Here is a 25,416-nt window from a genome sequence, read left to right on the forward strand (position 1 = left end):
GTCAGCGGTGATCAACCGTTTACCCCTCCCCCGGAGCCCTCGTGCCGTTTGTCGTGCGCTTGCGCCCCGCTGGTGCGTTGGCCGTCTGCGGGATCCTGCTGGTCCTGTCCGGGTGCTCCGGGCACGACTTGGCAGGTGAGACGCCGACTGTCACCGTGTCGCGGGGGAACTGCGGTACCGGGTGGAAGGATCCGCACAGCGGGGCGCAGACCGTTCAGGTCAGCAATGTGGGGACGGTGACTACCGAGGTCGACCTGATTGATCCGGCGACCGGTGGGGTGTACGCCGAGGTGGAGGGGCTTGCACCGAACACCAGTCGGCCTATGCAGCTCAACCTCGGGCGGGCGTCGTATGCGTTCCGGTGCTTGGCGGAGGACACCGATGCGGTGACTGGGCCGGCTATCCAGATCACGGATGGTCCTCCCCCACCGGTGCCTGCCGTCTTGCCGGTCACCAGCCAGGACCTGAGTGGTGCTGTTACGGAGTACCGGGGGTATGTCGGCGCGGGGCTCGGGAGGCTGGCGGGTGAGGTCAGCACGCTGGTACTGACGTTGCGGGGCGGGGATCTGGGGGCGTCTCGGGCGGCGTGGTTGAGCGCGCATCTGGCGTATGAGCGGCTGGGGGCGGCGTACGACACGTTTGGCGACTTCGCCGATCAGATCGATGGGATGCCGGATGGGTTGCCTGCAGGGGTGCGGGATCCGGGGTTCGGTGGGTTGCGGCGGATTGAGTACGGGCTGTGGCATGGGCAGTCGCCTCGATCGCTGGTGGCTGTCGGGACTCAGCTTGCTGCTGCTGTCGCTGGGCTTCACGAGGACTTCCCGAGGGAGCGGACGGATCCGAACGATCTGCCGCTGCGCGCCCACGAGATCATGGAGAACGCGCTGCAGTTCGAGCTGACTGGGCAGGCCGACCAGGGCAGCGGCACTGGGCTCGCCACCATTGGGGCGAACTTGGATGGCACGCAGGCGGTACTACGTGCGCTCGCGCCGGTCATGAGCAAGCGGTACTCCGGCTGGCCGCAGCTAGCCACGTGGATCGCGACCACCCGACGCCTGGTCGCCAAGGGGCACCGGCCGGACGGCACCTGGATCGCACCCACCGCACTGGACCAGCAGACCCGCACACGCCTCAACGCTGCCGTCAGCCAACTGGTGGAAGTACTAGCGCCGATCGCTGCCATCGGCGACGTCAGGAGGACCTCATGAGCGCCCCCGACGACCAGCCGGCCGGGGACCGGCCCGGCACGGTGCGGCCCGGCACCGGGCAGTCCGGCACCGGGCGGTCCGGCACCGGGCGGTCCGGCGCGAAGCGCCCCAACCCGGAGCAATCCGGCGCGGAGCGGGCGGGCACGGGACAGTCCACCTCCGGGCGGGCCAGCGGGGCGCAGTCGGGCGGGGCGACGTCGGGCGCGGGGCGGGCGGGGACTGGTCGGCGGGCGTTTCTGCGGGGTGCGCTGACGGCTGGGGTTACCGGGGTTGCGGTTGGGGCGGGTGCGGGGGCCGGGATTGCCCGGGTGGGAAGGGCCGACGCGGCGCCGGCGAGCGATCCCGTCGTGCCGTTTCATGGGGTGCATCAGGCTGGGGTTACTACGCCGGCTCAGCCGCAGGCCATTCATGTGTCTTTTGATGTGCTTGCCCAGAATCGCGCTGAGCTCACCGAGCTGTTCCGGACGTTGACCGACAGGGCCCGCTTTCTCACCGCCGGTGGGACGCCGCCAGATCCGGGGATCTCGGCGCCGCCGACCGATTCCGGCGTACTCGGGCCGACAGTTCCTGCCGACCGGCTGACGGTCACCGTCGGCGTCGGGGCCTCGTTGTTCGACGATCGGTACGGGCTGGCCAACCGCAAGCCATCCGGGCTGACCCGCATGACCACCTTCCCCAACGACCACCTCGATCCGGCCGAGAGCCATGGCGACCTGAGCCTGCAGTTATGCGCCGACAACCGCGACACGGTGGTGCACGCATTGCGCGACATCGCCCGGCACACCCGCGGCGCGATGCAGGTGCGGTGGCGGTACGAGGGGTTCACCTCACCGCCCCGGCCCGCAGGCACTCCCCGCAATCTGATGGGGTTCAAGGACGGTACGTCCAACCTGGACGTCGACGACGCGGCCCTGATGGACAAGATGGTGTGGTTGCCGCCAGCAACCGATCAGCCGTGGGCCCAGGGCGGCAGCTACCAGGTCGTACGGCGAATCCGCATGCTGGTGGAGTTCTGGGACCGCGTCTCCATCAACGAGCAGGAGAACATGTTCGGCCGGCGGCGCGACACCGGCGCCCCGCTCGACGGCAACGACGAGCACGACGTACCGAACTTCGCCGCCGACCCGATCGGCGCGGCGATCCCGCTGACCAGCCACATCCGCCGGGCGAATCCGCGCACCCCGCAGAGCGACGACAGCCGCATCCTGCGCCGGCCGTACAACTACGACCGCGGCGTGGACAACGTCGGCAACCTCGACATGGGGCTGGTCTTCGTCTGCTACCAGCGCGATCTCCAGCGCCAGTTCGAAACCATCCAGAAGCGGCTGGCCGACGAGCCGCTGGTCGACTACATCCAGCCGGTGGGTGGCGGCTACTTCCTCATTCTGCCCGGGGTCCGGGACTCCGCCGACCATCTCGGCCGCGGGTTGCTCGCATGAAGTGCTTCACCAAAGGAGGCAATTGTGGTCCTCAAACCTCGTACCTGGAGTAAACGAACCCGAACGGCGGCGATCACCGGCGTCGCCGGAGCCGGCGTGCTGGCGCTGGTCGCCGCGGCCGGTCCCGCCTGGGCCGGCGACGGCTGGTGGCATCACGATGGCGGCGACCATCCCAAGCCACCGGTGACCGCCAGTACGCCGATCAAGCACCTGGTCGTCATCTTCGACGAGAACATCTCGTTCGACCACTACTTCGGCACCTACCCGAACGCTGCCAACACCGACGGCACCAAGTTCCAGGCGGCCCGCCACACGCCGCGGATCAACGGCCTGACGCCGACGCTGCTCGAGCACAACCCGAACCAGTTCAACCCGAGCCGGCTGAGCCACGAGCAGGCGATGACCTGCGACCAGAACCACGGCTACGGCGCGGAGCAGAAGGCGTACAACGGCGGCAAGGCCGACAAGTTCGTCGAGTACACCGAGACCGACAAGTGCACCGGCCAGCCGATCCTGTACGGCGCGCCCGGCCTCGTCATGGACTACTACGACGGCAACACGGTCACCGGGCTGTGGAACTACGCCCAGCACTACGCGATGAGCGACAACTCGTACAGCAGCAACTACGGTCCCTCCTCGCCCGGTGCGATCAACCTGGTCTCCGGTCAGACCCACGGGATCTACGCCGTCGACTCGGTCACCGGCAAGAAGGTCACCGACGCCTACACCGTCGCGTCGCCGGACGCGAACGGCGTCGGCACGATGATCAACGACCCGGACCCGGCGTTCGACGACTGCTCGGACAACAACCACACGTCGAAGAACGCGCTCGGCGTGATGACCGGCAAGAACGTCGGCGACCTGCTGAACAAGCAGGGCGTCACCTGGGGCTGGTTCCAGGGCGGCTTCCGGCCGACCAGTACCGCCAACGGGTACTCCGTCTGCGGCGCCACGCACCAGAACGTCGGCGGCAACACAGTGGTCGGCTACAGCCCGCACCACAACCCGTTCGAGTACTACCAGTCGACCAGCAACCCCAAGCACCTGCCGCCGACCTCGGTCGCCAAGATCGGGCAGACCGACCAGGCCAACCACCAGTACGACCTGACCGACTTCTCCGCTGCCACGAAGGCGGGCAACCTGCCGGCGGTCAGCTTCCTGAAGGCTGGGGAGTACCAGGATGGCCACGCCGGCTACTCGGACCCGCTGGACGAGCAGCACTTCCTGGTCAACACGATCAACGAGCTACAGAAGTCCAAGGACTGGGCCTCGACCGCAGTAGTCGTCGCGTATGACGACTCCGACGGCTGGTACGACCACGTGACGCCGCCGCTCCGCAACGGTTCCGCGGACCCGGCCAACGACCAGCCGGCACTATGCGGCGGCAAGCCGGCCGCTGGCGGGTACGCCGACCGCTGTGGCTTCGGTCCGCGGCAACCGCTGCTGGTGATCAGCCCGTTCAGCAAGACCAACTACGTCGACCACAAGCGGACCGACCAGACCTCGATCCTCAAGTTCATCGAGGACAACTGGCGGACCGGCTCGATCGGCGATTCCTCGTACGACGCCCGCGCCGGCTCACTGACCGGCATGCTCGACTTCCACCACCGCCCGAACCCCCGGCCGGTACTGCTCAACCCGGCCACCGGGGCCGTCACCAAGCACTGACACGCAAGACCTCGGGGCCGGACGATTCGTCGTCCGGCCCCGAGGTGTTGTTCGGCCGCCGCGGGGGGGGGTTCGGGAAGATAGCCGCATGGACGAGGACTCTCCGACCGAGCAGGCGAACCTGATGGAAGCCGACGCCGAGCGCGTCCGGCAGGAAGTCGAGAGTGCCGCCGCCGACCCGGCGGCCCAGGAGGAGTGGATCCGGCAGTCCAATCTGGTCTACGGCGGACTGGCGGCTGCCGGGCTGGTGGTCGTGCAGCCGTTCCTGACCGAGGACCCGCTCGACCTGGCGGCGACGGTGTGCGTCGTCGCGTTCGCGGTCTCGATCCCGTTGCTCGCCGCGCTGCTGGTGCTGAACCGGCAGGAGTCCTTCCGGCGCCGGACGAGCACGTCGGCGCTCGTCGGGGTGGCGAAGGCGGTTGCCCAGGGTTCGGCGTTCGTCGGGCTCACGGCGGCCTTCTGGCACATCTCCCTCGGTGCGGGCATCGTGTTCCTGGTGATGGGGTTCGTGGCGGTCGGAGTGCACTCCTCGGGTTACGTGCAGCTCGAGTACGACTCGAGGTTCCGCTCGAGATTCCGCCGTATGTCGGATCGGGGCACCGCCGTTCGTGGTGATGGTGCAGGGGCAACTGTTGCCCCGAGAGGAGACGACAGTGACTGAGTATCTGATCACCTTCAACGACGAGTGGGTGCCCGAGCACACGCCCGAGCAGATCCAGGCGAAGTCGGCCGCGGTGAAGCCCGTTATCGACGAGATGAAGGCGGCCGGCGTCTTCGTCTTCAGCAACGGCGCCCTCGACGCCTCGACCGTGCTTTGCAGCGTCACCGCCCAGGACGGCCGGCCGGTCTTCAGCGACGGCCCCTACGTCGAGTCCAAAGAACACCTCGGCGGCTTCTGCGTCATCCGCGTCCCCGACGACGAAACCGCCCGCCACTGGGCCGGCCGCCTCGCCGTAGCCCTCGACTGGCCCCAAGAACTGCAACGGTTCCCGCCTACCGTCGGAGGCTGAACCGGGTTTTTGCAACAAAGTGCAGAATCGGGGCTTCCGTCTTGAATTCCTTCGCGTCTGAAACCAGCCTTCAGTCTGACCCGGGCAAATGACCGAACGACTTCAGAAGGGCTTCACTATGCGCCACCGCATCATCGCGGCACTCGCAGGGACAGCACTCGTTTGTGTCGCCGGGCTCCAGGCCGCTCCGGGGATTGCCGCTTCAGGAAAAGCACCCCAGCCGACGCTGCACAACGCAGAGTTCTCGGTCGGCGTGGACGGGAAGACCACCACCCGGATCGACGGCAAAGTAGCGACGGCCGCACCCGGCAAGGTACTCACCAATTACTACAACGGCTGGAGATTCCAGAACAAGACGATCTGCCAGGACAACAACATCGGCGCCACCTGGCCGATCGAGGCGGCCGGCAACGCCTTCGAGTCGGGCACGGTCAACCCGGTACTCACCTATGCCGGGCCGGGCTCGAACTGTCCGGCCAGCATTCCGCCGTACCAGGTCATTCACTACTCCGTTTACAACGCCAACGACAACAGGTGCTCCAAGGCGACCGGCCAATGGACCGGCGATGCGCCGAAGATCTGGGCGACCGAGGTCGAAATCCAGATGAACAACTACTACCCCAGTTGCAAATCCTCCGCGCAGCACCTGGCGAACCATGTCTCGAGGATCACCGGTCAGGCGCTCGGCCTGGCAGAGTTCACCGAGACCAGCGGTAACCCCTACATCATGAACACGGGCAACGCCAATATCTACAGTTATGCCGGGTCCGGCGACCGGACCAATCTTTACTGGCTCTACAACTGACCGAGCAGCCGGACAGCGGACCGGCATCGTCGCTGGATTGACGATGCCGGTCCGTTCGGTCAGCGGCCGGTGAGGTCGTTGAGTTTGTCGGTGGCTGTGTCGGTGAGGCCTTCGGTCGGTACTTCGATGCCGGTGGCGTCGGCGAGTTGGTCGCCGGCTGTGTTGGCGTGGTCCTGGGCCTGGTCGGTCAGGCCTTCGGCCTGGTTGGTGAGGCCTTCGGCGGATTCGGTGGCCTGGTCGGTGACGCCGCCGAGGTCTACGCCGGTGGCTTCGGTGACCTTGTCCGTCGCGGATTGGAGGAGTTCGGACGCCTTGTCCTTGAGGCTGTCGAAGAAACTCATCTGCTGACCCTTCAGTCGTTGTCGGCTAGGAGGGGAGTCACCGACCGTAGCAAGGCAGGGTAAGAGGTTGCTGAGAGCTGACGATCTCCTTGGGTGGTGGCTGTTCGCGATATATCGTCGGATTATCGTGATGGCTCGGTGAGGAGTGGTTGGGATGACGGGTTCGGCGTTTGTCGGTGGGTGGCCCGGGTTCGGGCGGCTGGATTGTGATGGGTTCGAGCAACTGAAGGAAGAGCTGCGCGCGGCGATGACCGGGCAGCGTGGCCGGCGCGGTGGGCAGCAGACGTTCGGTGGGCATCCGTTCGGCGGGCAGAACCCGTGGGCGATGTTCGGCGGGCCGCAGTGGGGTGGCGGGCCGCGTGGGTTCAGCAGGGGCCCGAAGGCGCGGCGGGGCGACGTACGGGCGGCGATTCTCGCAGTACTGGCGGAGCAGCCGATGAATGGTTACCAGATCATTCAGGAGGTCGCCGAGCGCAGTGGCGGAGCCTGGAAGCCCAGCCCTGGTTCGATTTATCCGACCTTGCAGCAGCTCGAGGACGAGGGGCTGGTGACGGCCGATGCGGCGACCGGGCGGCGGACGTTCACGCTGACCGACGAGGGTCGCGCCTATGTCGCCGAGCACGCCGACGAGGTCTCGGCGCCCTGGGAGGCGATGTCGGCGCAGGACGACGACGAGAACGGGCTGAAGCCGATCCTCGGGCAGGTCGCGACGGCGATGTGGCAGATCATGGCCGCCGGTTCGGCCGAGCAGCAGGCCAAGGCGCGGGACGCGTTGATCACCTTGCGCCGCACGCTCTACTCCATCCTCGCGGATGACGACGACGGTGACCGGTCATGAGCGGATACCTCCCCGCCAGAGGATCGCTGCGCATCGGTGACGCCGAGCGCGACACCGCCGTCGAGCAGTTGAGCGAGCACTTCGTCGCCGGCCGGCTGACGCAGGAGGAGTTCGAGGAGCGCAGCGACCAGGCGACCAGGGCCCGGTACGCCGATGAGGTCGAACTCCTCTTCGCCGACCTCCCAGAACTGGAGTCGGCCAACCCGGGCCGCCCCAGCCGCAAAGGCCGTCCCGGCCCACCGCCCCCGCTGATGTTCATCCTGCCCGTGCTGATGATCGGGCTGGTCGCCTCAGCGGTGATACTGGCAGCGCCCTGGTTGCTGTGGATGCTCTTCTGGGTCGCCATGATCAGCGGACCCGTCCGCCACCAGCGCTGGCACCAGGGCGGCCGACGGGGTTAGGACCCGGACACTAGGCTCTGCCTGCATGAGCTCCAGAAGACCACGCCGGGCACTCCGCGCGCTGATCGTCGTCTTGTTGATCCTCGTCGGCCTCGCCGTCGCCGCCGACCGGATCGGTGAGTCGCTCGCCGAGGGCCAGCTGGCCAAGTCGGCGGCCGACGAGGCAGCGAAGTACGACGTCACCGCGGCCGAAACCAAGGTGGAGATCGGGGGCTTCGGCTTCCTGCCGCAGTTGGCCAGGAGCAAGTTCGACCAGGTCACGATGACCATGCGCGAGCCGGAGATCGAGAAGATCGCGGCCGAGGACCTGACCGTCGACATGCACGGCATCCACGTACCCCGCGAGGCCCTGACCGGTGACCGGAGCGCCGCGGTCACCGTGGACCGGGCCGACGTCAAGCTGCGTCTGTCCCCGTCCGCGCTGGCCAGACTCACCGCGAACACCAGGGGCATCGACAAGCTCACGCTGCAGACCGTCAGCGGCAACCTGGTGGCCAAGGCGACCATCCAGGGCCTGAACGTCTCCGCGACGGTACGGCCCGAGGCGCGCAACGGCCGGATCGGGCTGGTGGTCGACGAGAGCACCCTGCAAGGCATCCCCGAGCAACTCCGCGGCACGGTCGGCGCGATCCTGTCGCGCGGCATCGTCGTACCGGAGCTGCCCTTCAAGGCCAAGCTCCAGCAGGTCGCGATCGAAGGCCAGTCCATCGTCCTGACCGCGGCAGCCAGCAACCTCCAGCTCTCCGGAGCCTGACAACCTTACAAACCGCGGGCCGCAAGGGCAGCTATCGCAGTGGCGATCTCGGCTGGGTTGGAGATCAGGGTCAGGTGGTTGGCATCCGGAATCAACGTCGGCGCCGGCGCACCGATCCGCTCGGCGGTCTCGGCCGCGTTGCCGCCGTTGGTGTCTCGAGCGCCGAAGACGACCGACGTCGGGACCGGTACGTCGCGAAGCTTCGCCAACCGATCAGCTGCGACTGCAGGGATCCCGCCCGACGTCATCTGCCAGACGGCCTGTTCGGCACCCGGCTGACGAAACGGGCGGACCCACTGCTCGACGTCCATCGGCGGACACGACGCACCGCAGGTGGACTTGTAGATCCGTTTGAGCAGCCAGTCGGACCCCAGCACCATCCGGAACAACGTCGTCCGGTACGGCGGCACGATCACGCCCGTCGGCGGCCTACCGCCGGGAAGCGGCAGCCCGTCGCCGTCGAGGAACATCAGCCCGCCGATCCGGCCCGGCTGCTCCAGCGTCGCCTCGGCCGCGATCCCCGCGCCGAGCGAGTGCCCGACCAGCACCGGCCGTGGTTGCCCAGGGCCCCCAAGATGCATCGCATCCAGGAAGCCGAGCAACTGCGCCGCGAGATGCTCGACCGTGTACGGCGCCTTGCGCTCGCTGTACCCGTAGCCGGTGACGTCGTACGCGTAGACCCGATGCGTCTTGGCCAGCAACGGCACCAGGCGCGACCACGTGTCGACCGACTCCACTGAGCCGTGCACGAGTACCACCGGCGTACCGGTCGTGCCCCAGCTGTCGTAGCGGGTGTTGACGTCACCCGCCTGCACGAACTTCAGCCCTTCCGGCGCCGGCTCCGTGCCACCGGTGAAGGCGTTGTACGTCAGTGAGCCGGCCGTGACGACCAGGAGGAACACGACGATCGCGATGAGAGCCCGCCGCAGGAACCGTTTCACCGGCCAAGTCTGACCGACCACGCAAGCGGAGGTTCACTGGGCTTCCCGAAGTACCGGGGGTTAGGTGATGCTGAGCGGATGGGGATAGTTGGGCGGGGGCGGGAGCTCGGTGCGCTGCGCGGGTGGCTCGATGACGCACGCGGCGGCAGGGGCCGGCTAGTGGTCTGTGGGGGCGAGGCGGGGATCGGAAAGACCCGGCTGGCTCAGGAGTTCGCGGGGATGGCGCTGGCGGCCGGTACTGCTGTCTCTTGGGGCCGCTGCATCGAGGGAGAGGGCGCGCCTGCCTACTGGCCGTGGCGGCAGGTTCTGCGCGGGCTGAGGGTGGATGCCGACGAGGTACTCGCGGGAGATGACCGTTTCGGCCTGTTCGAGGCCGTCACTGAGGCCATAGCGCAGGCAGCGGGTTCGCAGGGGCTGGTGATCCTGCTGGACGACGTCCACCGCGCGGATGAGCCGTCTCTGCTGGTACTACGGCATCTCGCGGCCCAGGTGAGCGACTTGCCGGTACTAGTCCTCGCTACCCATCGCCTAGGTGAGCCGGGGAGCGCACGCGTGCTCGCCGAGCTGCCTGCCGAGCGTCTGGAGCTCCGGGGGCTCGATCTCGGAGCTGTACGGGAGCAACTGCCGATGGCCTCGGCGGAGCAAGCCGAGCAGGTCTTCCAGGTGACCGGTGGCAACCCGCTGTTCGTCACCGAAGTCGGGCGGGCGATCGCCGACGGCTCGTGGCAGCCGGACCGGCCGCCGCGGTCGGTGCTGGACATCGTTGCGGGCCGGCTCGACCGGGTCAGTGGCGACTGCCGGCGGATGGTGCAGGCGGCGGCGATCGTCGGCCGGGACTTCCAGCTCACCACAGTTGCTCCGGTGCTGGACCTGACCGTTGAAGACTGCTTGCCACTCGTCGACGAGGCCATCGCCTTCGGTTTCCTTGATCAGCCGGGACGGTTCAGCCATGCGCTGACCCGGGATGCGGTGGCGGCTTCGCTCGGTACCGCCGAACGGGCCGCCCTGCATCGCGGGATCGCGGAGGCGTTGGAGCGGCAGCACGCGGGCGACCTGAGTGAGCACCTGGTGGAGATCGCTCGGCATCGGGCGCATTTGGCGCAGTATGGGGAGGGTGCGATCGCGCAGTACTGGTTGACCCTGGCCGGCGACGAGGCGGTCCGGCGGCTGGCGTACGAGGAAGGTGTGCGGCTCTATCAAGCGGCCTGGGAGATCGCACCTCCAAAGCCTGATGAACGTTGCGCAAGGCAAATAACCCTTGGACGAGCGGCCCGGCTGGCCGGTGATCTGCCGACTTGCGTCAAAGCGGCAACCGAGGCGGCGGCGGCCGCGATGAATGACGAACAGCGGGCCGAGGCAGCGCTCGTCCTCGAGGCCGTCCCTGACCCTGGGATCAACACAGTCGCCAAGCGCCTGTGCGAGGAAGCCATGGCTGGCCAAGTGACCGATGCGACCAGGGCGAGGCTGCTGGCCCAGCGCAGCCACCTCGCCTTCTACGACGGTGAACAGGACCGCACGGACGAACTCAGCCGAGCAGCCCTCGGCCTAGCCCGCCAGGCACACGCCAGCCAACCGACTGTCGGCCAAGCGCTCGACAGCCAGGCACTCGCCGAGCAGGCGCTGGCTGATGCACTGCATGCCCGGCAGGAGGCTTGCCCAGGACCGGCCGGGCGCGCCGAACGGTTGCAGCTGGCAACGGAGATGCTCGAACTGGCCCAGCGGACCAGCAATCCCCGCGCAGCCATGTGGGGTGAGCTCTGGCGGCTGGACGCCCTGATCGAGAGCGGTCGACTGGCAGCAGCGGCAGAGGAGTTGCCCGCTCTGGAGGTCGCGGTCGAGAGAGTAGGCGGCCCGGTCAGCGCCTGGCATCACGACCGCGTCGCCGCGTGTATCGCCCAGGCTCGCGGGCGGTATGACGAGGCTGCCACGGTTGCCCGACGCGGGTTCGAGCGGATGCGGGTGATCGAGAAGGCACCGGCCACGGGCGCGTACTTCGCCTTGCTGGCGGCGCTGGCCGGTCACGTCGGGGTCAGCCCGGAGGTCGCCCGGCAGGCGTTCGACCCGCCGCCCCGGTTCGCGACGATGGCTCATTTGTCGCGCGCGTATCTCCAGACCTGTGCAGGGCTCACGAGCGAGGCGGCCGCGTCGTACCGGCAGGCCGGCCCGCTCGACACCTGGTCGCTACCCGTCTTCTTCACCCTGCCCGGGTATGTGTACGCCGCTCTCGCCTGCGCGGGCATCGGCCGGTACGACGACCTGGCGGAACTCCTGCGCCAGCTCGAACCGTTCCGGGGTGAGCACGCGGTCGGCAACGGCGTTGCGTACCTGGGTCCCGTTGAGTTGACGGTCGGCCGCGGGGCCGCAGTACTCGGTCGGCTGGACGATGCCGTCGAGGACCTGACCGCTGCGGTCCACCAGGCTGGGTCTGCGGGTGCGCCGGGGTTCGTCGCCGAAGCGCAGTACCACCTCGCCCGGACTCTCCTCGAGCGCAACCGTCCTGGCGACCGGGCGCTGGCCGAATCCAACTCGCGCGATGCAGCGCGGTTGATCAGCGCCCTCGGCATGACCGCCTACCAAACGCCGAGCCAGGAACCTGTGTTGAGCACCCGGGAGACCGAGGTGGCGGCCCTCGTCGCCGAAGGCCTCACGAACCGGCAGATCGCGACCCGGCTGGTGCTGTCCGAGCGGACCGCGCAGAACCACGTCCAGCACATCCTCACCAAGCTCGGCTTCACCACCCGCAGCCAGATCGCCACCTGGGCGACCCGCGGGCAGTTGAGTACCGCGATGAGTGATTCGGCGGATTCGCGCAAGCCGGCCGGCTCCTAACTTGATCCGTGTGGCCGCAACCGCAGCCGCCCGAACAGAGGAGCCAGCCATGCAATGGATCGCGATCGCCACCCCGCCGTTCGCCTCGATCGACCAGTTCGACAAGGTGATGGAGCACGTCGGCGCCGAGCCCGAGGGCCTCCAGGCCCGGTACGTCGGTACGGCACCGGACGGCCTGCGCGTCGTCACCCTGTGGGAGTCCAAGGACGCCGCCGACCGCTTCTTCGCCGACCGTCTCGGCCCGGCGCTGGCCAAGGCGCTCGGCCCCGAGCCGGCCGGTCAGCCCACCGTCGTCGGGGTCGACGTCGCCCGCACCTACACCCGCTGACCCGCGCCGGTCAGAAGACGAGCGAGAAACCCTCCTCCGCCACCTGCTCCTTCGTGTAGGAGATGCCGTCGACCTTGAGGCCGTTCGGGTCGAGGAGGGTCAGGGTGCCACCCCGGTTGCCGAGCTGGACGGGTGCCCGCAGAGCGATCCGCAGCGCATCGCCGGCCGGCAACTCCATCGCGGGCAGAGACATGCGTTGGCCCAGCCGGTCGACCAGAGCCCAGTCGTGGAGGTCGATCAGCGCGGCGCCCGGGTTGAGCAGCGTGACCGTCTCGGGCTCGGGAGCCGGGCCGATCGGGTTGACCAGCGCGGCGATGATGCGCAGCGTGCGATGCGGGTCGGTCGGGCCCGGAATCGGTCCCGGCTCACCCGGCAACGCATGGCCGGTCGTGTCGTCGGTGTGCCAGGTCTGGCTCTGGAAGGCGAGGAAGATCGCCACCCACTGATCGGCGAACCGGAACAGCAGCCCGCCGTCCTGCCACACCCCGTCGTCCTTCGTGAACGATCCGCTGTTGCCCTGGTTCATGTGGATGTCGTGCACACCGTTCCCCGGCGAGAAGCCGAAGATCTTGTCCGGTACGCCGCTCTCCGGCCCCCATCGCTCGCCGATCGCGTAGATCCGCGCATCCGGGTCGGCGAGCGCGCGAGCGGTGAAGAACTCCAGCCGGTCGGCGAGATCGTTGTCCGGCCCGGGCGCTGTCGCCGGCATCGGCCGCATCTGCGCCCGGTCGAACAGATTGCCCCGGATGTAGTCGAGCGCCGCTCCCCCACTGACGCTGTCCACGTCGCTGAACCCATCGGGAACGGTCCGCAGCACATCCAGCACCGGATGCTTGAAGTCCTCCACCGCCAGATAGAGCAACTCCGACGGCGACTGCTGCGACAACACATTCACCGCCACCCGGTACTCCGTACCGCCGCCCCGCACGTGCACCTGGAAATGCGGCGAGTCCACCCCGCCCTCGGCCCGCCGCCCGATCACGGTCCCCACCAGTACGCCGTACCGCTTCAGCGCCATCGTTCGTCCCTCCCCCACAGAGCGGGTTCAGTCGGTGAACCCGTTGGAGAAAAGCATCGCCGTAGTACCGGCATCTACAAACAGCTCGACCCCGGTGATCGCCCGGGCCTCCGCCGACAACAGGAACGCGACCGCATTGCCGATGTCGATCGCCTCGACCGCAGCCGGCAACATCTGCTGCTTGGCGACGAACTCATCCAGCACGTGCTCGTTCCCCCGGACCTCAACCGCCCCCGGATGCACGATGTTGCACCGAATCCCGCGCCGCCCGTAGTCCCGGGCAATCCCCCGGCTCAACGCAGCCAACGCGGCTTTCGTCCCGGCGTACAAGGTGAACGTGTCAGCCGCCCCCGCCGAATGCACCGACCCGATATTGACGATGCTCCCCCCACCGCCCTCCACCATCACCGGCACAACTTCCCGGATACAGGTCCAAGGCCCCCGATAGTTGATCCCGTTGACCCGATCGAACTCCTCCGGAGAAGCCTCCGCCCCATCCCCGCGCGATCCCACCCCCGCGCTGTTCACCAACCCATCAATCCGCCCGAACTCAGCCACCGTCGCGGCCACCACGCCCCGCACCGACTCCACATCGGTGACATCGAGCTCCATCGCCACCGCTTCCCCACCCGCGGCCCGCAACTCATCAGCAACACCAACGGCCGCCGCCAAGTCCCGATCCGCAACCACCACGGTCCACCCCTTGGCCGACAGCGCCCGGCAGATCCCGTTCCCGATCCGCGGCCCGCCCCCACCCGTGACGATGCAGACGCTCATATCCCAGTACTCCCCTTCGCCGATGGTCCTCGCCATCCTCCCCGAGGCGCCGCACTGAAACGCCGAGCCCCCCGAATCGGTTGCCGCGGCTGCGCGCGGCTGGCCATGCATACCCAACTCGACAGGCAACCGCTTACCCCAGCGTGTCGGGCCGATTCGCCGGAGTTGTGCATGCATGGCGATGCGGGTTGGCCACTTTGTGCTCGACGTGAGTGAATCCGTCGTCCGGAAATGCTCAGGCGGAGCACTAGGTGCTGCCGGCAAAGGGTCGCCCCGGCACAGTCGCACTCGACAGGGGCTGGTCGTGGTCGTCGCGGGGCGGGTGGCGGGTTGGCTGGGCGTTGGGGATGGCGCCTACCAGTCGCCCGGCGTCGCGATCCACAGTCCGCTGAACTGGCCGACAGCGGCCGCCGCGACGCGACCAGCGCAATCCGAGGCCCCCGGATCCGGCGGGCAGGCCGGGTCCGGGGGCTGGCGAACGGGGTTACTGGCCCGTGAAGACGAAGCTCGAGCCGGGTTCCTTGAGGATGTCGCCGTCGCGGGAGTTGGTGATGACGACGTTGGTGAGGTTGGCGTTGCCCCGGGCGCCGCCCATGGCGAGGATGCCGGAGCCGTTGTTGGACTTGTCGATGCGGACGTTCGTGATGGCGACGTTCGGCATCTCGCCGCCGCCGGTCTTGAACTGGATTCCGTCGTAGGTGGAGTCGTAGATGTCGGTGTCGCGGATTGTGACGCCGGGGATCGGGAGGTTGGACGGGAACAGGGTGATCGCGCCGAACTCCTGGTCCTCGTTCCAGAACGCGCCGCCGGTGCGGTACAGGCCGTTGTTCGCGATCAGCGTCGTGCCGGAGAACGGCAGCGGGTCATGGTCGGTCGCGAGCATGATGCCGGGGTAGTTCATCGTGTCGTAGATCAGGTTGTTCTCGATCTTGTTGCCGTAGCCGCCGTAGATCGCGATGCCGTTGGCGCGCCACGGCAGCTGGACGGTGTTGTTGGTGAACGAGTTGTCGTGGCCGATGTCGACCGACTGGTCCTTGACGTACTTGCTGGCCCAGACGGCCATCGAGTCGTCACCGGTGGTCCGGAACGACGAGTTGAAGACCTTGGAGTTGCGCGACCCGTTGGCGAAGTTGATGCCGTCGGCGTAGATGTCGCGGATCCGCATCCCGCTGAACTCCAGGCCGTCGGCCGGGCCCCACAGGTCGGGGATGTTGTCGTAGTCGCGGCCGACCCAGACCGCGACGTTGGCGTGCTCGATCCAGACGTTGGTGATCTTGGTGCCGGTACCGAACCTGCCGTTCAGCCCGACGCCACCCTCGGCGTTACCGTCACCACCCCGGATCCGGCCGGACCCGAAGATCGCGATGTCCGAGATCTGCGTGAACTTGTCGATGTCGAACCCGAAGTTGCCCTCGTGCGGGTGGTTGATACCGCCCGCGTTCTGCGGCTCGATCGTGGAGTAGAGCTGCGAGTACCACATGCCCGCGCCGCGAATGGTGACGTTGCTGATCCCGACCTGGTTGTACTGACCCCGGTTCAGCGGGTCGTCGGTGAGGATCTTCTTCTCCTGCCGCCATTGGCCGGTCGGGATCCACACGCAGCTGATCACGCCGTTCTGGTCATCGGTGACGGCCCGCTGGATGGCGTCCGCGTCATCGATACCGTCACCGGCGATCGCCCCGTACTGCGTGATGCTGGTGCACCCCGCCGGCTGGGACAGCGCGGGCGCCACCTGCTCCAGGTCGATCATGTCGACGATGTAGTACGACGCGGTGTCACCCGAATCGCGCTGCAACTTGAACTTCGTACCCGCCGGGTAGGACTGCGACAGCAACGCGTGCGACTCGTCGAAGAGCCGGCGCGCGTCGCCACCCGGCGTGTTGGTCAGCGACTCGGGACCGTCGCTGGTGCCGTAGAGCCAGCTGTAATGCGACGACAGGTTGAGCTTCTGCGCGAACGTGCCGTTGACGTAGAGGCTCAGCGTCGCGTCGATGCCCTGACCGTTGGCCGAGTCGGGGATCGAGTTGCGGACGACGATCGAGTTCGTCTGGTTGGTCGAGGTGAACTCGACGTACTGCCCGGTGGAGTTCAGCCGGACCGACTGCCGCCCCGACGACTCGGTGGCGAAGTTGGTGTGGCCGAAGGTCCGGAGTGCGTCCGTGGTGAGCAGCGTGCCGGTGTAGTTCGCGGCCTCGGCCTCGTACGAGGTGTACGGGACCGCGGCGCCACGGCCGACGACGATCGCGCGGGACAGCGAGTTGTTGGTCTCGTTGGTCTCGGCGACTGCGTTGGTCGAGTCCGCGGTCGCGGTGAGGGTCGCTCCCCCGCTGGTCGCGGTCCACGTGCCGCTGATGGCGACGTTGGAGGTAGCGCCGGCGGCGATTGCTCCGGTTGCGCCGGTGAGGGTCGCGCTGCCGACGGTCAGTCGCGTCGTACTGGCTGCTGCTGACGACGTACCGCGGTTGTTGACGGCGACCGTGAAGCTGACCTGGGCTCCGACGGCCGGGTTCGGCGGGTTGGAGGTGATGCTCAGGACCTGCAGGTCGGGACCGGGAGCCTGCGACACCACCAGTTGAGTCGCGGCAGTGAAGGTGTTGTTGGTGTCGTTCTGCTCGACGACGGCGTTGGTCGGGTCAACCACCGCCGACACGCTGTACGTGCCTTCGGCGCGGGTACCGGCGTTGTACGAGACCGTCGTCGATGCACCGGCGGCGAGAGCGCCGACTGCAACGGTGCCGACGACCGTTCCGCCGAGGTTGAAGTTGAGCGAGCTGGCCGGGGCCGCTGCCGTGCCGATGTTCTGTACGGTCGCCGAGAGCGTGATCGGGGTCGACTCACTCGGCGAGGCCGGGGTCCAGCTGGCCGCGGCGACGACCAGATCCGGGTTCGGGGCCGGCGTACCGATCACCTGGAGTTCGGCGACCTGCCCACCGGGGGCGCCGGTGTTGCTGAAGACCTGCAGCCGCAGATCGGCGAGGCGACCGGCGACCGGGATCTCGACGGTGTTGCCCGAGGCCGGGCTGAAGTCGTAGTTGGCACGCGCCTTCAGAGTCGTGAAGGTGGTGGCGCCCTGGTCACGGCCGAGCACCTCGATGCTCTGCGTCCGCGGTCCCCAGGCCTGGTCCGGGTTCAGCTTGACGACGACCGAGCTGATGTCGGCGTTGGCGCCGAGCTTGACGGTCAGCGTCGACGGGAAGCCGTTGGACTCCCAGTAGGTGGCGACGTTGTTGTCGTTGGCGTTGGTCGCGACGAAACCGAAGACCGACGAGGACGCCTCGATCGGCTTGCCGTTGGCGAGGTTGGTACCACCGCCCTGACCGGTACGCCGGACCCGGTTGCTGTCGCCCGATTCGTTGCCGGCCGCGTCGCGGGCGCGGACGAAGTACTCGACCGTCGCCGTCGCGGGCTGCGACTCGGTGTAGGTGAGCACAGTGCCGGCGACCGTGGTGACGGCTGCGTTGTTGCGGTAGACGGTGTAGCCGGTGACGCCGACGTTGTCGGTCGACGCGCTCCAGGCGAGCCGGATCTGGCCGGAGCTCGGCTCGGTGAGCGCGAGATTGCCGGGCACGCTCGGCGCCTGGGTGTCGCCGCCGGTGTCCGGCCCGTAGAGCTCGAACTCGGACAGCTGGCCGGCGGCCCAGCCGGTGTTGCCGGTGATGTTCAGCCGGACGTACCGGGTGGTCGCGGCCGGGAAGGTGATCGTGACGGTGTTGGCACTCCCGGGCGCGAAGTTGTAGCCCGCGCTCGCCACCAGGTCGGAGTACGTCGTGCCGTTGGTACTGCCCTGGACCGCCAGCGTCTGAGTGCGGGCGCCCCAGCTTGCGGGGAGTTTCAGAACGACCCGGTCGACCGCGACAGAGCTGCCGAGGTCGGCCCGGATCCACTGCGGGAAGGCGTTGTTGGTGCTCTCCCAATAGGTGTTCTGGTTGCCGTCGCCGGCGTTGGTGACGGGGTAGTCGCCGAGCGAGCTGTTGGCGGTCAGGGTCTTGGTGAGGACCGCCGTGGTGGCGGCCGAGGCTGCGGGGGCGGTCGGCACGAGGCCGATGACGATCAGGGCGGCCGCGACAAGGCCGCCGAGCATTCGTTTCATAGGTGTCCTCAGGGCGGGAGGGCGGGATCTCAAAGTTGCAGAGATTTGCAAGCTTTTTGCGAGACGGTAGCCAAAGGTTGCAGCCCCATCGCCTCTACGTCAACGGCTCGTCACTGGCGGAATACGAGATCTCCGGTCATTCGCTGCCAGCTCGTCTGGTCGGACCAGAGCGAGGTGGGCGCCAGGTACGGGCGGAGGAGGGCGGTCAGGCGGGGGTCGGCGCGGTTGCGGAGCTCGGCCGTGGCGAGGTACCGGGCGGTGCCGGCCAGGAGGTCGGCGAGCTGGATGCGCGGGTCCGTGCGGGAGTCGAGCATGGTCATGCCGCGGAGCGGTTCGGGGCTTGGGGAGACCGCTTTGAGCAGCTCGCCGACTCGAGCCACCCGGTGTCGAGTCAGCGCGCTCTGCTCGTCGTGGAGGATCGTGATCTCGGAGCCGTCGGCGGTCCACAGGCGGCCGGTTTCGAAGAGTGCGGGGATCAACGGCTCGAGCGGCGGCGGTACCGGCGAGCGATCGTCCTGGAGTTCGGTGAGGACGTGGAAGAGCTGCGGGCGGGCGTCGCGGAGCGGTTGCATCAGCGGGTCGAGTCGCTCGGAGCGCATCCCGTCGAGCGTCTGCAGGAAGTGAGCGACCCACGGGCCGTCGATCAGGCGGTAGCGCTTGTGGCGCATCATCTCGACGAAGGTGTCGAGGAACGCGCGCCATCGCGTCGTACCGAAGACGACCGGTCCGGCGCGGTGCAGGGTCCGGGCGACGGGACGCAGGTCGAGCGCGAGGCTGGTGCCGGCGGCGTACGTCGGTTCGCCGATCAGCAGGTCGACCAGGCGGGTGACGGTGAAGTACGTCTTGTCGGTGAGGTGCACGGTCGCCTGGCCGTTGAGCGTACCGAGCAGCCACTCGACCGCGATCCGGTTGCGGAGGAGTTGGCCGGCCTTGTACTCCGTGGCGGAGTACCGGTGGAATCGGGTGCGGATCAGGGCGGCGTACTCCGCAGCCGTCTCCTGGTCGAGATGCACGCCTGCGTGGGTGATGAGTTCATGGCCGGGATCGAGCATGTTCGTTCCGGTGAATCCGGACTCGTCACAGGCGATCTCGAGATGTCGCGACGACATGGGGCTCCCTGGGAAGGAAAAACTGCACGCTTGAGGGACCCGGCGACTAAGCAGGGTCGTCGATCACGCGATGGAACGCGGATCAGTAAGCGGCAGCAGCCTTCGCAGCGGACATGCAGCCATCATCGATGGAGCAGATGGCTGGGGCCAAGCTATTTGATCAGGGCTTGCGGGCGAGGCCGGCCATGATCAGGTGACTGGCGCCCGTAGGGCTGGCGGTCGGGGACGGCCACCATTCGCCGAGGCTGACCAGCCCTGGGTCGAGCAGCTCGAGGCCTTCGAACAGCGTGGCGATCTCGTCGGGAGTGCGGAACGTGACGGCCTTGAAGCCGAGCCGCAGCTTCTCCTCCACGCCGGTGGCGAACTCCGCCCGTCGACTCCCGTCGCGCGGGTTGCACGGATGCGTGAGCGCCAGATACGACCCGGAGGGCAGCGCGTCCAGGTAGCCCACGACGATCTCCCGGGCGGCCTTGGTGTCGCGGATGTGGTGCAGTACCAGGCACTGGATCACCGCGACCGGCCGGCCGAGGTCGAGCGCGCCGGTGATGATCGGGTTGGCCAGCACGGCCGCGGGGTCGGACAGGTCGCCCTCGGCGAAGAAGCTGTGCCGGTCGTCGGCGAGCAGCGCCTGGCCGTGCCGGATCACTGTCGGGTCGTTGTCGAGATAGACGACCTTGGCCTTCGGGTTCACCCGGGCCGCGATCTCGTGCGTGTTGTCGGTGGTCGGCAGGCCGGAGCCGAGGTCGAGGAACTGGACCACGGCCGCCTCGCGGAGCAGCCGCTCGACCACCTCGGCGAGCCAGCGCCGGTTCGCCTGCAGCAGTTCGGGCATCTCCGGCGCGACCTTGAGCACCTGCTGGGCGAGCTGGCGATCGGTCTCGTAGTTGTCCTTGCCACCGAGCAGAAGGTCGTACACGCGGGCGTCGTTCGGCCGCTGCATGTCGACGTCTGGCGCGGTTCTGCGCCGGCCGCCGGTCCCTTCGTCCATCTCCACCCGCCCGAATCAGAAAATCGCAATTACCGGAGGCTATCGCAGCAATTCGCTCTGTACACCGCCAGCACACCCTTACCGGCGATCTGCCCGCGACCTGCCCCGCGCTGCCCCTCACCTCTTACCCGGCGGAACGTTAATGGAACCTCGTTCCGGCCCACGGGACATCCCTCGCCGACACTCCGGCAAGCGCTTGCCGAAGGCGTTTGGGCCACCCCAGACTGAGCCACTGGCCGACACCGTCGGCCGATCACCCGGATCACCGCCCCGACCGGAGGACACCATGGACCGCAGGACATTCCTGACCAGTACCGCCCTAGGCGCCGGCCTCGCCGTCGCACTCCCCACCGTCGCAGGCGCGGCCTTCACCCAGGCCCGCGCGGTACGGGTGACCACGCTCGACCAGCTGCGCTCGGCGATCGCCGCGGCCAACCCCGGTGACACGGTCACCCTGGCCAACGGCAGCTACGCGGTACCGTCCGGCAGGCCGATCGCGATCCAGGGCAAGCACGGCAACTCGACCGCCTCGATCATCGTGCAGGCCGAGTCGGTCGGCGGCGTCACACTGACCGGCAGCCAGGGCTTCACCTTCGCCGACTCGTCGTGGGTGACGGTCAGCGGATTCAAGTTCCGGCAGACCACGATGATCGCCCTGCCGACCAGCTGCACCCATCTCCGGCTCAGCCGCAACGACATCCAGCTCGCGAACACCGAAGGTCTCAACTGGCTGATGGTCCGCTCGGACTACTCGAAGGTGGATCGCAACCACTTCCACAACAAGTCGTCGCTCGGGGTGTTCCTGTGCGTCGAGGGACCAGGGACGTCCGGGATGGCGCGCGGGGTGCACATCCTGCGCAACTACTTCTCCGACCACACCTTCGGCGGCTCCAACGGCGGTGAGCCGATCCGGCTCGGGCTGAGCGGCCGGTCGCTGAGCGATGCCGGCGCGATCGTCGAGCAGAACCTGTTCGAGCGGGCCAACGGCGACCCGGAGGCGATCTCGGTCAAGTCGTGCAGCAACACGATCCGGGACAACACGGTTCGCAACAGCCTCGGCGGGATCGTCCTGCGGCACGGCAGCCGGTCCCGGGTCGAGGGAAACTTCCTCCTCAACGGCACCAACGGGATCCGGATGTACGGCAACGACCACCTGGTGGTGAACAACTACGTCGAGAAGGTGACCGGCGCCGGGATCGTGCTCGGCAGCGGATCGGTGCGCGACGACAAGCCCGATGACTCTCCGGAGAGCCGCAAGGGCAACGACGCCCCGGACCGGGTGACGATCGCGCTCAACACGGTACTTTCCTGCGGTACCGCGATCGCCGGCGAGACGATGCGGACGCTCCCCCCGCTGGGCTGCACGATCTCCGACAACCTTCTGGTGGGTGACTCGGGTCGTCAGCTCGTCGACATGCCGTATCAGCAGGGAATCACCTGGTCGGGCAACCTGCTCTGGGGCGCGGCCGGCAACGGCAACATCCCCGCGTCGGGCTTCAGCCGCAAGGATCCCTTACTGGCAACGGGATCCGACGGCGTCCGGCGGCTGACCTCGTCGAGCCCGGCGATCAACGCGGCCAGCAGGACGTACTCCACCGTCACCCGGGATCTGGACGGCAACGCCCGGTCGGGCAAGGCGGACGTCGGCGCCGACGAGTACGGCACGGCCGCGCCGATCAACCGCCCGCTGAACCCCGCCGATGTGGGCCCGCAGTCCGCCTGACCTCCTGCGATGAGTTTTCCGGCGCTCGCTCGTCTTCATGAATCCAACGGAGATTCCTGGAGGAGAGATGGCGAAGGTGCTCTACGCGGTGACGATGTCGCTGGACGGCTTCATCGCCGGCCCGGCCGGCGACATGCAGTGGATGACCCCGTACCTCGGCCCGAACCCCGAGGTACGGGACCTCATCGGGCAGATCGGCTCGCTGCTGGTCGGCCGGCGGACCTTCGACGGCGACGACCCGAACAAGGGCCGTCCCGGCGAGGGCAAGGCTTTCGGCGGCGGGTGGGACGGACCGCAGTACGTCGTCACCCATCGTCCGCCGGAAAGCTCTTCTGCCGACCTGTACTTCGTTGACGACTTCGCGACCGCGTTGGCACAGGCGAAGGAGGCCGCGGGCGACAAGTACGTGAACGTGCTCGGCGCGGACATCGCCCGGCAGTGTCTCGAGGCAGGCGAGCTCGACGAGGTTCTCACCTGTGTCGCACCGGTCATGCTCGGCGACGGCACCCGCCTCTTCGACCAGCCTGGCGGGCACACGGTGAAGCTCGAACGGGTCAGCGCTACGGAGGTACCACTGGCGACAAACCTGTGGTTCAAGGTGACCTGACGAGTTAGCTTCGTCGGCATGGATGAGAAGCAGCAGATGCTGCGGAACCAGCAGGCCTGGGATGCGCAGACGGGGGCGCATGTCGGGTCGGAGTTCTATGACGTCGCGTCGTTCAAGGCGGGCAAGAACTCCTTGCGGCCGTTCGAGCAGGAGGCGCTCGGTGACGTCAGCGGGCGGTCGTTGCTGCATCTGATGTGCCACTTCGGGCTGGACACGTTGTCGTGGGCCCGGCTCGGCGCTCAGGTCACCGGCGTGGACTTCTCGGCCGAGTCAATCGCCACCGCGACCGCGTTGGCGCAGGAACTGTCGCTCGACGCGAGATTCGTGCAGGCCAACGTCTACGAGCTTCCGGGCGAACTCGACGGCGCTTTCGACTTCGTCGTGATGACCTACGGGACCTTGATCTGGCTACCCGATCTGGACGGCTGGGCTCGTGCGGCGGCCAGGTGCCTCAAGCCGGGCGGCACTTTGTTCGTCGCGGACTTCCATCCGATCGCGATGCTGTTCGACGACGACCTCGCCCTGGCCAGGTCGTACTTCCGTTCCGGACCCGCCGAACGCGAGGTCAAGCAGACGTACGCCGGTGAGATGGACCAGCCCCACATCCAGACCACCTGGCCGTGGACTGTCGGCAGACTCGTCACCGCCCTCGGCCGAGCCGGACTGCAGGTCACTCGCGTGGACGAACTACCCCTCGACCTGCGTCAGCGCCATCCGGCGATGGTCCAAGGCGACGACGGCTTCTGGCGATTGCCCGGCGATCCGATCCCGCTCCTGCTCGCGTGCCAGGCGATCAAGCCATGAGGTAGTTAGTGGCATTAACCTAGGTCGAGTGAACAGTGCAGGCAAACGGCCCAGCGGACAGCATCACGGGGATTTGCGGCGGGTGCTGGAGGAGGCTGCGCTCGAGTTGGTGGGCGAGGGTGGGCCGAAGGCGGCGACGTTGGCGGAGGTCAGTCGGCGGGCGGGGGTGAGCGTCGCGGCGCCGTACAAGCACTTTGCGGATCGGGATGCGTTGCTGGCGGCGCTGGTGCAGAAGGGGTACTCCGAGCAGCGTGAGCGGTATGTCGCGGCGATGGAGGGGGCGCGGGATCCGGTGGCGAAGCTGGCGGCGTTCGCGCGGGCGTACGTCCGGTTCGCGGCGGAGCGCCGGGCGATGTTCGAGTTGACCTTCTCGGCGGGGCTGGACAAGGCGGCCTATCCGGAATTGCTTGCTGCGGGCAACGAGCTGTTCGGAGTACTGCAGGAGCCTGCCCGCGAGGCTCGGCCGACCGAGGCGGCGTCGCGCGAGCTGGTGCTGTCGGTGGCCGCGGCGGCGCACGGGTTCGCCGTGTTCGTGCTCGAAGGCGTCCTGGCCGAGGCCGACGAGGCAGAGAAGCTGGCAGAGTCGGCCGCGCGTTCTATCGTGCAGCCGGCCCGGTCGACTCCCTGACGACGAGCCGCGGCACGAGCGACACCTGCCGGCGCGGTGCCTCCGGATCGGCCAGCCGGGCACGCAGCAGCTCCACCGCGATCCGCCCAACCTCAAGTTTCGCAGGGGAAACGGCGGTCAGCGGTACTTCGGACAGGTCGGCGACCTCATCGTCGTAGCTGATCACCGACAACTCCCCCGGTACGTCGATGCCGCGAGCGAGCGCCGCATTGAGCAACACCGTCGCCTCCCGATCCGCGAAGCAGATCACCGCGGTCACCCCGCGCCGCTGCACCTCGTCGAGGAACTCGTCAGCGCCGGCCGTGCTCCAGCGTTCGCGCGAGTCGATCAAGACGGGCACGTCGCCGAGGCCGGCCCTGACCTGCGGGGCAGTGTGCGGGCTGACCCGTTCCAGATAGGCGATCCGGGTATGTCCGAAACCGCGCAGATGCTTGAGAGCAGCCCGAGCACCCGCCGCATGATTGGTCCCGACGAACTCATGCACCGTCGCCGGATCCTCCAGCCCCCGCTCGACGAGCACGATCGGCAGCTCCAGCTCCTCGAGCTCCGCCAGCCCTGACGGACCGTCCGGCGCGAGGATCAACCCGGCCGCGCCCGCGCCGATCAGCCCGTCGACGGCCAGCCGCTCCTCGGCGCTGTCCCACTCGGTACTGCGCAACAACATCTGCGCACCCTGCTTGGCCAGCTCGCGCTCGATCCCGACGATGATGCGCGGGTAGTAGTACGTCATCGACGGCACCGCGACCCCGATCAGCGGCCCGCTCTCATTGCTCGCGATGTACATCCCCGAGCCCTGCCGCCGATAGACCAGCCCGTCCTGCACCAGCAGATCGACCGCCCGGCGCACGGTATTGAGGCTGACCCCCTGCTCCCCCGCGATCTGCTGTTCGGTCGGCAACTTCCCACCCGGCCACCGCAGCTCGGCGATCCCCCGCCGCAACTCTTCCGCGAGATGCCGGGCCTTCTGCCCCCGCACAGCCTCCGACGCACTCATCGGGCTGACTCTAGCGGCCCGCCCCTGGAAATTCATTAGCATGAATCCATTGACGAAGAGAATGACTTGCCAGAGACTCATGCGAACAGCCCTCCTCAGTGATCCGCCTCTCTGAA

The 25,416-nt window shown here is 67.9% G+C and carries 23 protein-coding genes; 15 read left to right on the forward strand and 8 right to left on the reverse strand.

Annotation, left to right across the window (positions count from 1 at the left end; translation table 11 throughout):
* Nucleotides 1-41: 41 nt before the first annotated feature.
* The 6 genes from ABD768_RS09150 to ABD768_RS09175 all read left to right on the forward strand — a co-directional run bounded on the left by ABD768_RS09150 (nt 42) and on the right by ABD768_RS09175 (nt 6,130).
* Nucleotides 42-1,208 carry an EfeM/EfeO family lipoprotein gene (locus tag ABD768_RS09150; protein WP_344839388.1) on the forward strand — a complete coding sequence of 389 codons (1,167 nt, stop codon included), beginning with the start codon at nt 42-44 and terminating at the stop codon, nt 1,206-1,208.
* Nucleotides 1,205-2,647 (forward strand): iron uptake transporter deferrochelatase/peroxidase subunit, encoded by a 1,443-nt coding sequence (efeB, locus tag ABD768_RS09155; protein WP_344839390.1) that lies wholly within the window; start codon nt 1,205-1,207, stop codon nt 2,645-2,647. Before ABD768_RS09150 ends, efeB begins: the two co-directional genes overlap by 4 nt.
* Before the next feature lie 24 nt (nt 2,648-2,671).
* Nucleotides 2,672-4,315, forward strand: a complete 1,644-nt coding sequence (locus ABD768_RS09160) for a phospholipase C (protein WP_344839392.1) — start codon at nt 2,672-2,674, stop codon at nt 4,313-4,315.
* A gap of 88 nt (nt 4,316-4,403) precedes the next feature.
* Nucleotides 4,404-4,976 carry a hypothetical protein gene (locus ABD768_RS09165; protein WP_344839394.1) on the forward strand — a complete coding sequence of 191 codons (573 nt, stop codon included), beginning with the start codon at nt 4,404-4,406 and terminating at the stop codon, nt 4,974-4,976.
* Nucleotides 4,969-5,325: a YciI family protein gene (locus ABD768_RS09170; RefSeq protein ID WP_344839396.1), complete on the forward strand. Its 357-nt coding sequence runs from the start codon at nt 4,969-4,971 to the stop codon at nt 5,323-5,325. Before ABD768_RS09165 ends, ABD768_RS09170 begins: the two co-directional genes overlap by 8 nt.
* Before the next feature lie 88 nt (nt 5,326-5,413).
* Nucleotides 5,414-6,130 carry a hypothetical protein gene (locus tag ABD768_RS09175; protein WP_343973845.1) on the forward strand — a complete coding sequence of 239 codons (717 nt, stop codon included), beginning with the start codon at nt 5,414-5,416 and terminating at the stop codon, nt 6,128-6,130.
* 59 nt (nt 6,131-6,189) lie between these two features.
* Here ABD768_RS09175 and ABD768_RS09180 read toward each other — a convergent pair whose 3' ends face one another.
* Nucleotides 6,190-6,471: a hypothetical protein gene (locus tag ABD768_RS09180; RefSeq protein WP_344839398.1), complete on the reverse strand. Its 282-nt coding sequence runs from the start codon at nt 6,469-6,471 to the stop codon at nt 6,190-6,192.
* A 154-nt stretch (nt 6,472-6,625) separates the two neighbouring features.
* Here ABD768_RS09180 and ABD768_RS09185 point away from each other — a divergent pair, with 154 nt between their 5' ends.
* The 3 genes from ABD768_RS09185 to ABD768_RS09195 are packed head-to-tail and all read left to right on the forward strand — an operon-like array spanning nt 6,626 to nt 8,464.
* On the forward strand, nt 6,626-7,309 hold the full coding sequence (locus ABD768_RS09185; RefSeq protein ID WP_343973851.1) for a PadR family transcriptional regulator: 684 nt from the start codon (nt 6,626-6,628) through the stop codon (nt 7,307-7,309).
* The gene (locus ABD768_RS09190; protein WP_344839401.1) at nt 7,306-7,710 is read left to right on the forward strand and encodes a DUF1707 SHOCT-like domain-containing protein; all 405 of its coding nucleotides are present in this window, start codon (nt 7,306-7,308) and stop codon (nt 7,708-7,710) included. Before ABD768_RS09185 ends, ABD768_RS09190 begins: the two co-directional genes overlap by 4 nt.
* 25 nt (nt 7,711-7,735) lie before the next feature.
* Nucleotides 7,736-8,464: an LmeA family phospholipid-binding protein gene (locus ABD768_RS09195; RefSeq protein ID WP_344839402.1), complete on the forward strand. Its 729-nt coding sequence runs from the start codon at nt 7,736-7,738 to the stop codon at nt 8,462-8,464.
* 5 nt (nt 8,465-8,469) lie between these two features.
* On the opposite strand, the gene ABD768_RS09200 is transcribed toward ABD768_RS09195, so the two are convergent.
* Nucleotides 8,470-9,405, reverse strand: a complete 936-nt coding sequence (locus ABD768_RS09200; RefSeq protein WP_344839405.1) for an alpha/beta fold hydrolase — start codon at nt 9,403-9,405, stop codon at nt 8,470-8,472.
* A gap of 78 nt (nt 9,406-9,483) precedes the next feature.
* Between ABD768_RS09200 and ABD768_RS09205 the strand changes: the two genes are divergently transcribed.
* Complete coding sequence (locus ABD768_RS09205) at nt 9,484-12,234, forward strand: ATP-binding protein (protein ID WP_344839408.1); 2,751 nt, start codon at nt 9,484-9,486, stop codon at nt 12,232-12,234.
* 49 nt (nt 12,235-12,283) lie between these two features.
* A complete protein-coding gene (locus ABD768_RS09210) occupies nt 12,284-12,562 on the forward strand; it encodes a hypothetical protein (protein ID WP_343973864.1) in 279 nt (92 codons plus the stop codon).
* A gap of 10 nt (nt 12,563-12,572) precedes the next feature.
* Here ABD768_RS09210 and ABD768_RS09215 read toward each other — a convergent pair whose 3' ends face one another.
* The 5 genes from ABD768_RS09215 to ABD768_RS09235 all read right to left on the reverse strand — a co-directional run bounded on the left by ABD768_RS09215 (nt 12,573) and on the right by ABD768_RS09235 (nt 20,544).
* Nucleotides 12,573-13,580: a DUF2278 family protein gene (locus ABD768_RS09215; RefSeq protein ID WP_343973867.1), complete on the reverse strand. Its 1,008-nt coding sequence runs from the start codon at nt 13,578-13,580 to the stop codon at nt 12,573-12,575.
* Between the two features lie 27 nt (nt 13,581-13,607).
* Nucleotides 13,608-14,393 (reverse strand): SDR family NAD(P)-dependent oxidoreductase, encoded by a 786-nt coding sequence (locus ABD768_RS09220; protein WP_344839411.1) that lies wholly within the window; start codon nt 14,391-14,393, stop codon nt 13,608-13,610.
* 448 nt (nt 14,394-14,841) lie between these two features.
* A complete protein-coding gene (locus ABD768_RS09225) occupies nt 14,842-18,447 on the reverse strand; it encodes a CARDB domain-containing protein (protein WP_344839413.1) in 3,606 nt (1,201 codons plus the stop codon).
* A gap of 110 nt (nt 18,448-18,557) precedes the next feature.
* Nucleotides 18,558-19,556 (reverse strand): hypothetical protein, encoded by a 999-nt coding sequence (locus ABD768_RS09230; RefSeq protein WP_344839415.1) that lies wholly within the window; start codon nt 19,554-19,556, stop codon nt 18,558-18,560.
* Nucleotides 19,557-19,716: 160 nt separating this feature from the next.
* A complete protein-coding gene (locus ABD768_RS09235) occupies nt 19,717-20,544 on the reverse strand; it encodes an SAM-dependent methyltransferase (protein WP_344839419.1) in 828 nt (275 codons plus the stop codon).
* A gap of 286 nt (nt 20,545-20,830) precedes the next feature.
* Between ABD768_RS09235 and ABD768_RS09240 the strand changes: the two genes are divergently transcribed.
* The 4 genes from ABD768_RS09240 (at nt 20,831) to ABD768_RS09255 (ending at nt 24,306) form a co-directional block, all read left to right on the forward strand.
* Complete coding sequence (locus tag ABD768_RS09240) at nt 20,831-22,267, forward strand: polysaccharide lyase 6 family protein (RefSeq protein WP_344839420.1); 1,437 nt, start codon at nt 20,831-20,833, stop codon at nt 22,265-22,267.
* A 67-nt stretch (nt 22,268-22,334) separates the two neighbouring features.
* A complete protein-coding gene (locus ABD768_RS09245) occupies nt 22,335-22,874 on the forward strand; it encodes a dihydrofolate reductase family protein (RefSeq protein WP_343973882.1) in 540 nt (179 codons plus the stop codon).
* 18 nt (nt 22,875-22,892) lie between these two features.
* Complete coding sequence (locus ABD768_RS09250; RefSeq protein ID WP_344839422.1) at nt 22,893-23,678, forward strand: class I SAM-dependent methyltransferase; 786 nt, start codon at nt 22,893-22,895, stop codon at nt 23,676-23,678.
* A 28-nt stretch (nt 23,679-23,706) separates the two neighbouring features.
* A complete protein-coding gene (locus ABD768_RS09255) occupies nt 23,707-24,306 on the forward strand; it encodes a TetR/AcrR family transcriptional regulator (RefSeq protein ID WP_344839423.1) in 600 nt (199 codons plus the stop codon).
* Here ABD768_RS09255 and ABD768_RS09260 read toward each other — a convergent pair.
* Nucleotides 24,275-25,300 carry a GntR family transcriptional regulator gene (locus ABD768_RS09260; protein WP_344839425.1) on the reverse strand — a complete coding sequence of 342 codons (1,026 nt, stop codon included), beginning with the start codon at nt 25,298-25,300 and terminating at the stop codon, nt 24,275-24,277. The two genes, ABD768_RS09255 and ABD768_RS09260, sit on opposite strands and share 32 nt — an antisense overlap.
* Nucleotides 25,301-25,416: the final 116 nt, after the last annotated feature.

This window comes from Kribbella ginsengisoli (assembly GCF_039537185.1).
In the GTDB taxonomy this organism is placed as follows: domain Bacteria; phylum Actinomycetota; class Actinomycetes; order Propionibacteriales; family Kribbellaceae; genus Kribbella; species Kribbella koreensis.

Bases quoted from the DNA above. Each gene is read 5' to 3' on its own strand.
- efeB (WP_344839390.1), top strand. From the start codon at position 1,205: ATGAGCGCCCCCGACGACCAGCCGGCCGGGGACCGGCCCGGCACGGTG.
- ABD768_RS09165 (WP_344839394.1), top strand. From the start codon at position 4,404: ATGGACGAGGACTCTCCGACCGAGCAGGCGAACCTGATGGAAGCCGAC.
- ABD768_RS09175 (WP_343973845.1), top strand. From the start codon at position 5,414: ATGACCGAACGACTTCAGAAGGGCTTCACTATGCGCCACCGCATCATC.
- ABD768_RS09180 (WP_344839398.1), bottom strand. From the start codon at position 6,471: ATGAGTTTCTTCGACAGCCTCAAGGACAAGGCGTCCGAACTCCTCCAA.
- ABD768_RS09185 (WP_343973851.1), top strand. From the start codon at position 6,626: ATGACGGGTTCGGCGTTTGTCGGTGGGTGGCCCGGGTTCGGGCGGCTG.
- ABD768_RS09190 (WP_344839401.1), top strand. From the start codon at position 7,306: ATGAGCGGATACCTCCCCGCCAGAGGATCGCTGCGCATCGGTGACGCC.
- ABD768_RS09195 (WP_344839402.1), top strand. From the start codon at position 7,736: ATGAGCTCCAGAAGACCACGCCGGGCACTCCGCGCGCTGATCGTCGTC.
- ABD768_RS09205 (WP_344839408.1), top strand. From the start codon at position 9,484: ATGGGGATAGTTGGGCGGGGGCGGGAGCTCGGTGCGCTGCGCGGGTGG.
- ABD768_RS09210 (WP_343973864.1), top strand. From the start codon at position 12,284: ATGCAATGGATCGCGATCGCCACCCCGCCGTTCGCCTCGATCGACCAG.
- ABD768_RS09215 (WP_343973867.1), bottom strand. From the start codon at position 13,580: ATGGCGCTGAAGCGGTACGGCGTACTGGTGGGGACCGTGATCGGGCGG.
- ABD768_RS09220 (WP_344839411.1), bottom strand. From the start codon at position 14,393: ATGGCGAGGACCATCGGCGAAGGGGAGTACTGGGATATGAGCGTCTGC.
- ABD768_RS09225 (WP_344839413.1), bottom strand. From the start codon at position 18,447: ATGAAACGAATGCTCGGCGGCCTTGTCGCGGCCGCCCTGATCGTCATC.
- ABD768_RS09230 (WP_344839415.1), bottom strand. From the start codon at position 19,556: ATGTCGTCGCGACATCTCGAGATCGCCTGTGACGAGTCCGGATTCACC.
- ABD768_RS09235 (WP_344839419.1), bottom strand. From the start codon at position 20,544: ATGGACGAAGGGACCGGCGGCCGGCGCAGAACCGCGCCAGACGTCGAC.
- ABD768_RS09240 (WP_344839420.1), top strand. From the start codon at position 20,831: ATGGACCGCAGGACATTCCTGACCAGTACCGCCCTAGGCGCCGGCCTC.
- ABD768_RS09245 (WP_343973882.1), top strand. From the start codon at position 22,335: ATGGCGAAGGTGCTCTACGCGGTGACGATGTCGCTGGACGGCTTCATC.
- ABD768_RS09250 (WP_344839422.1), top strand. From the start codon at position 22,893: ATGGATGAGAAGCAGCAGATGCTGCGGAACCAGCAGGCCTGGGATGCG.
- ABD768_RS09260 (WP_344839425.1), bottom strand. From the start codon at position 25,300: ATGAGTGCGTCGGAGGCTGTGCGGGGGCAGAAGGCCCGGCATCTCGCG.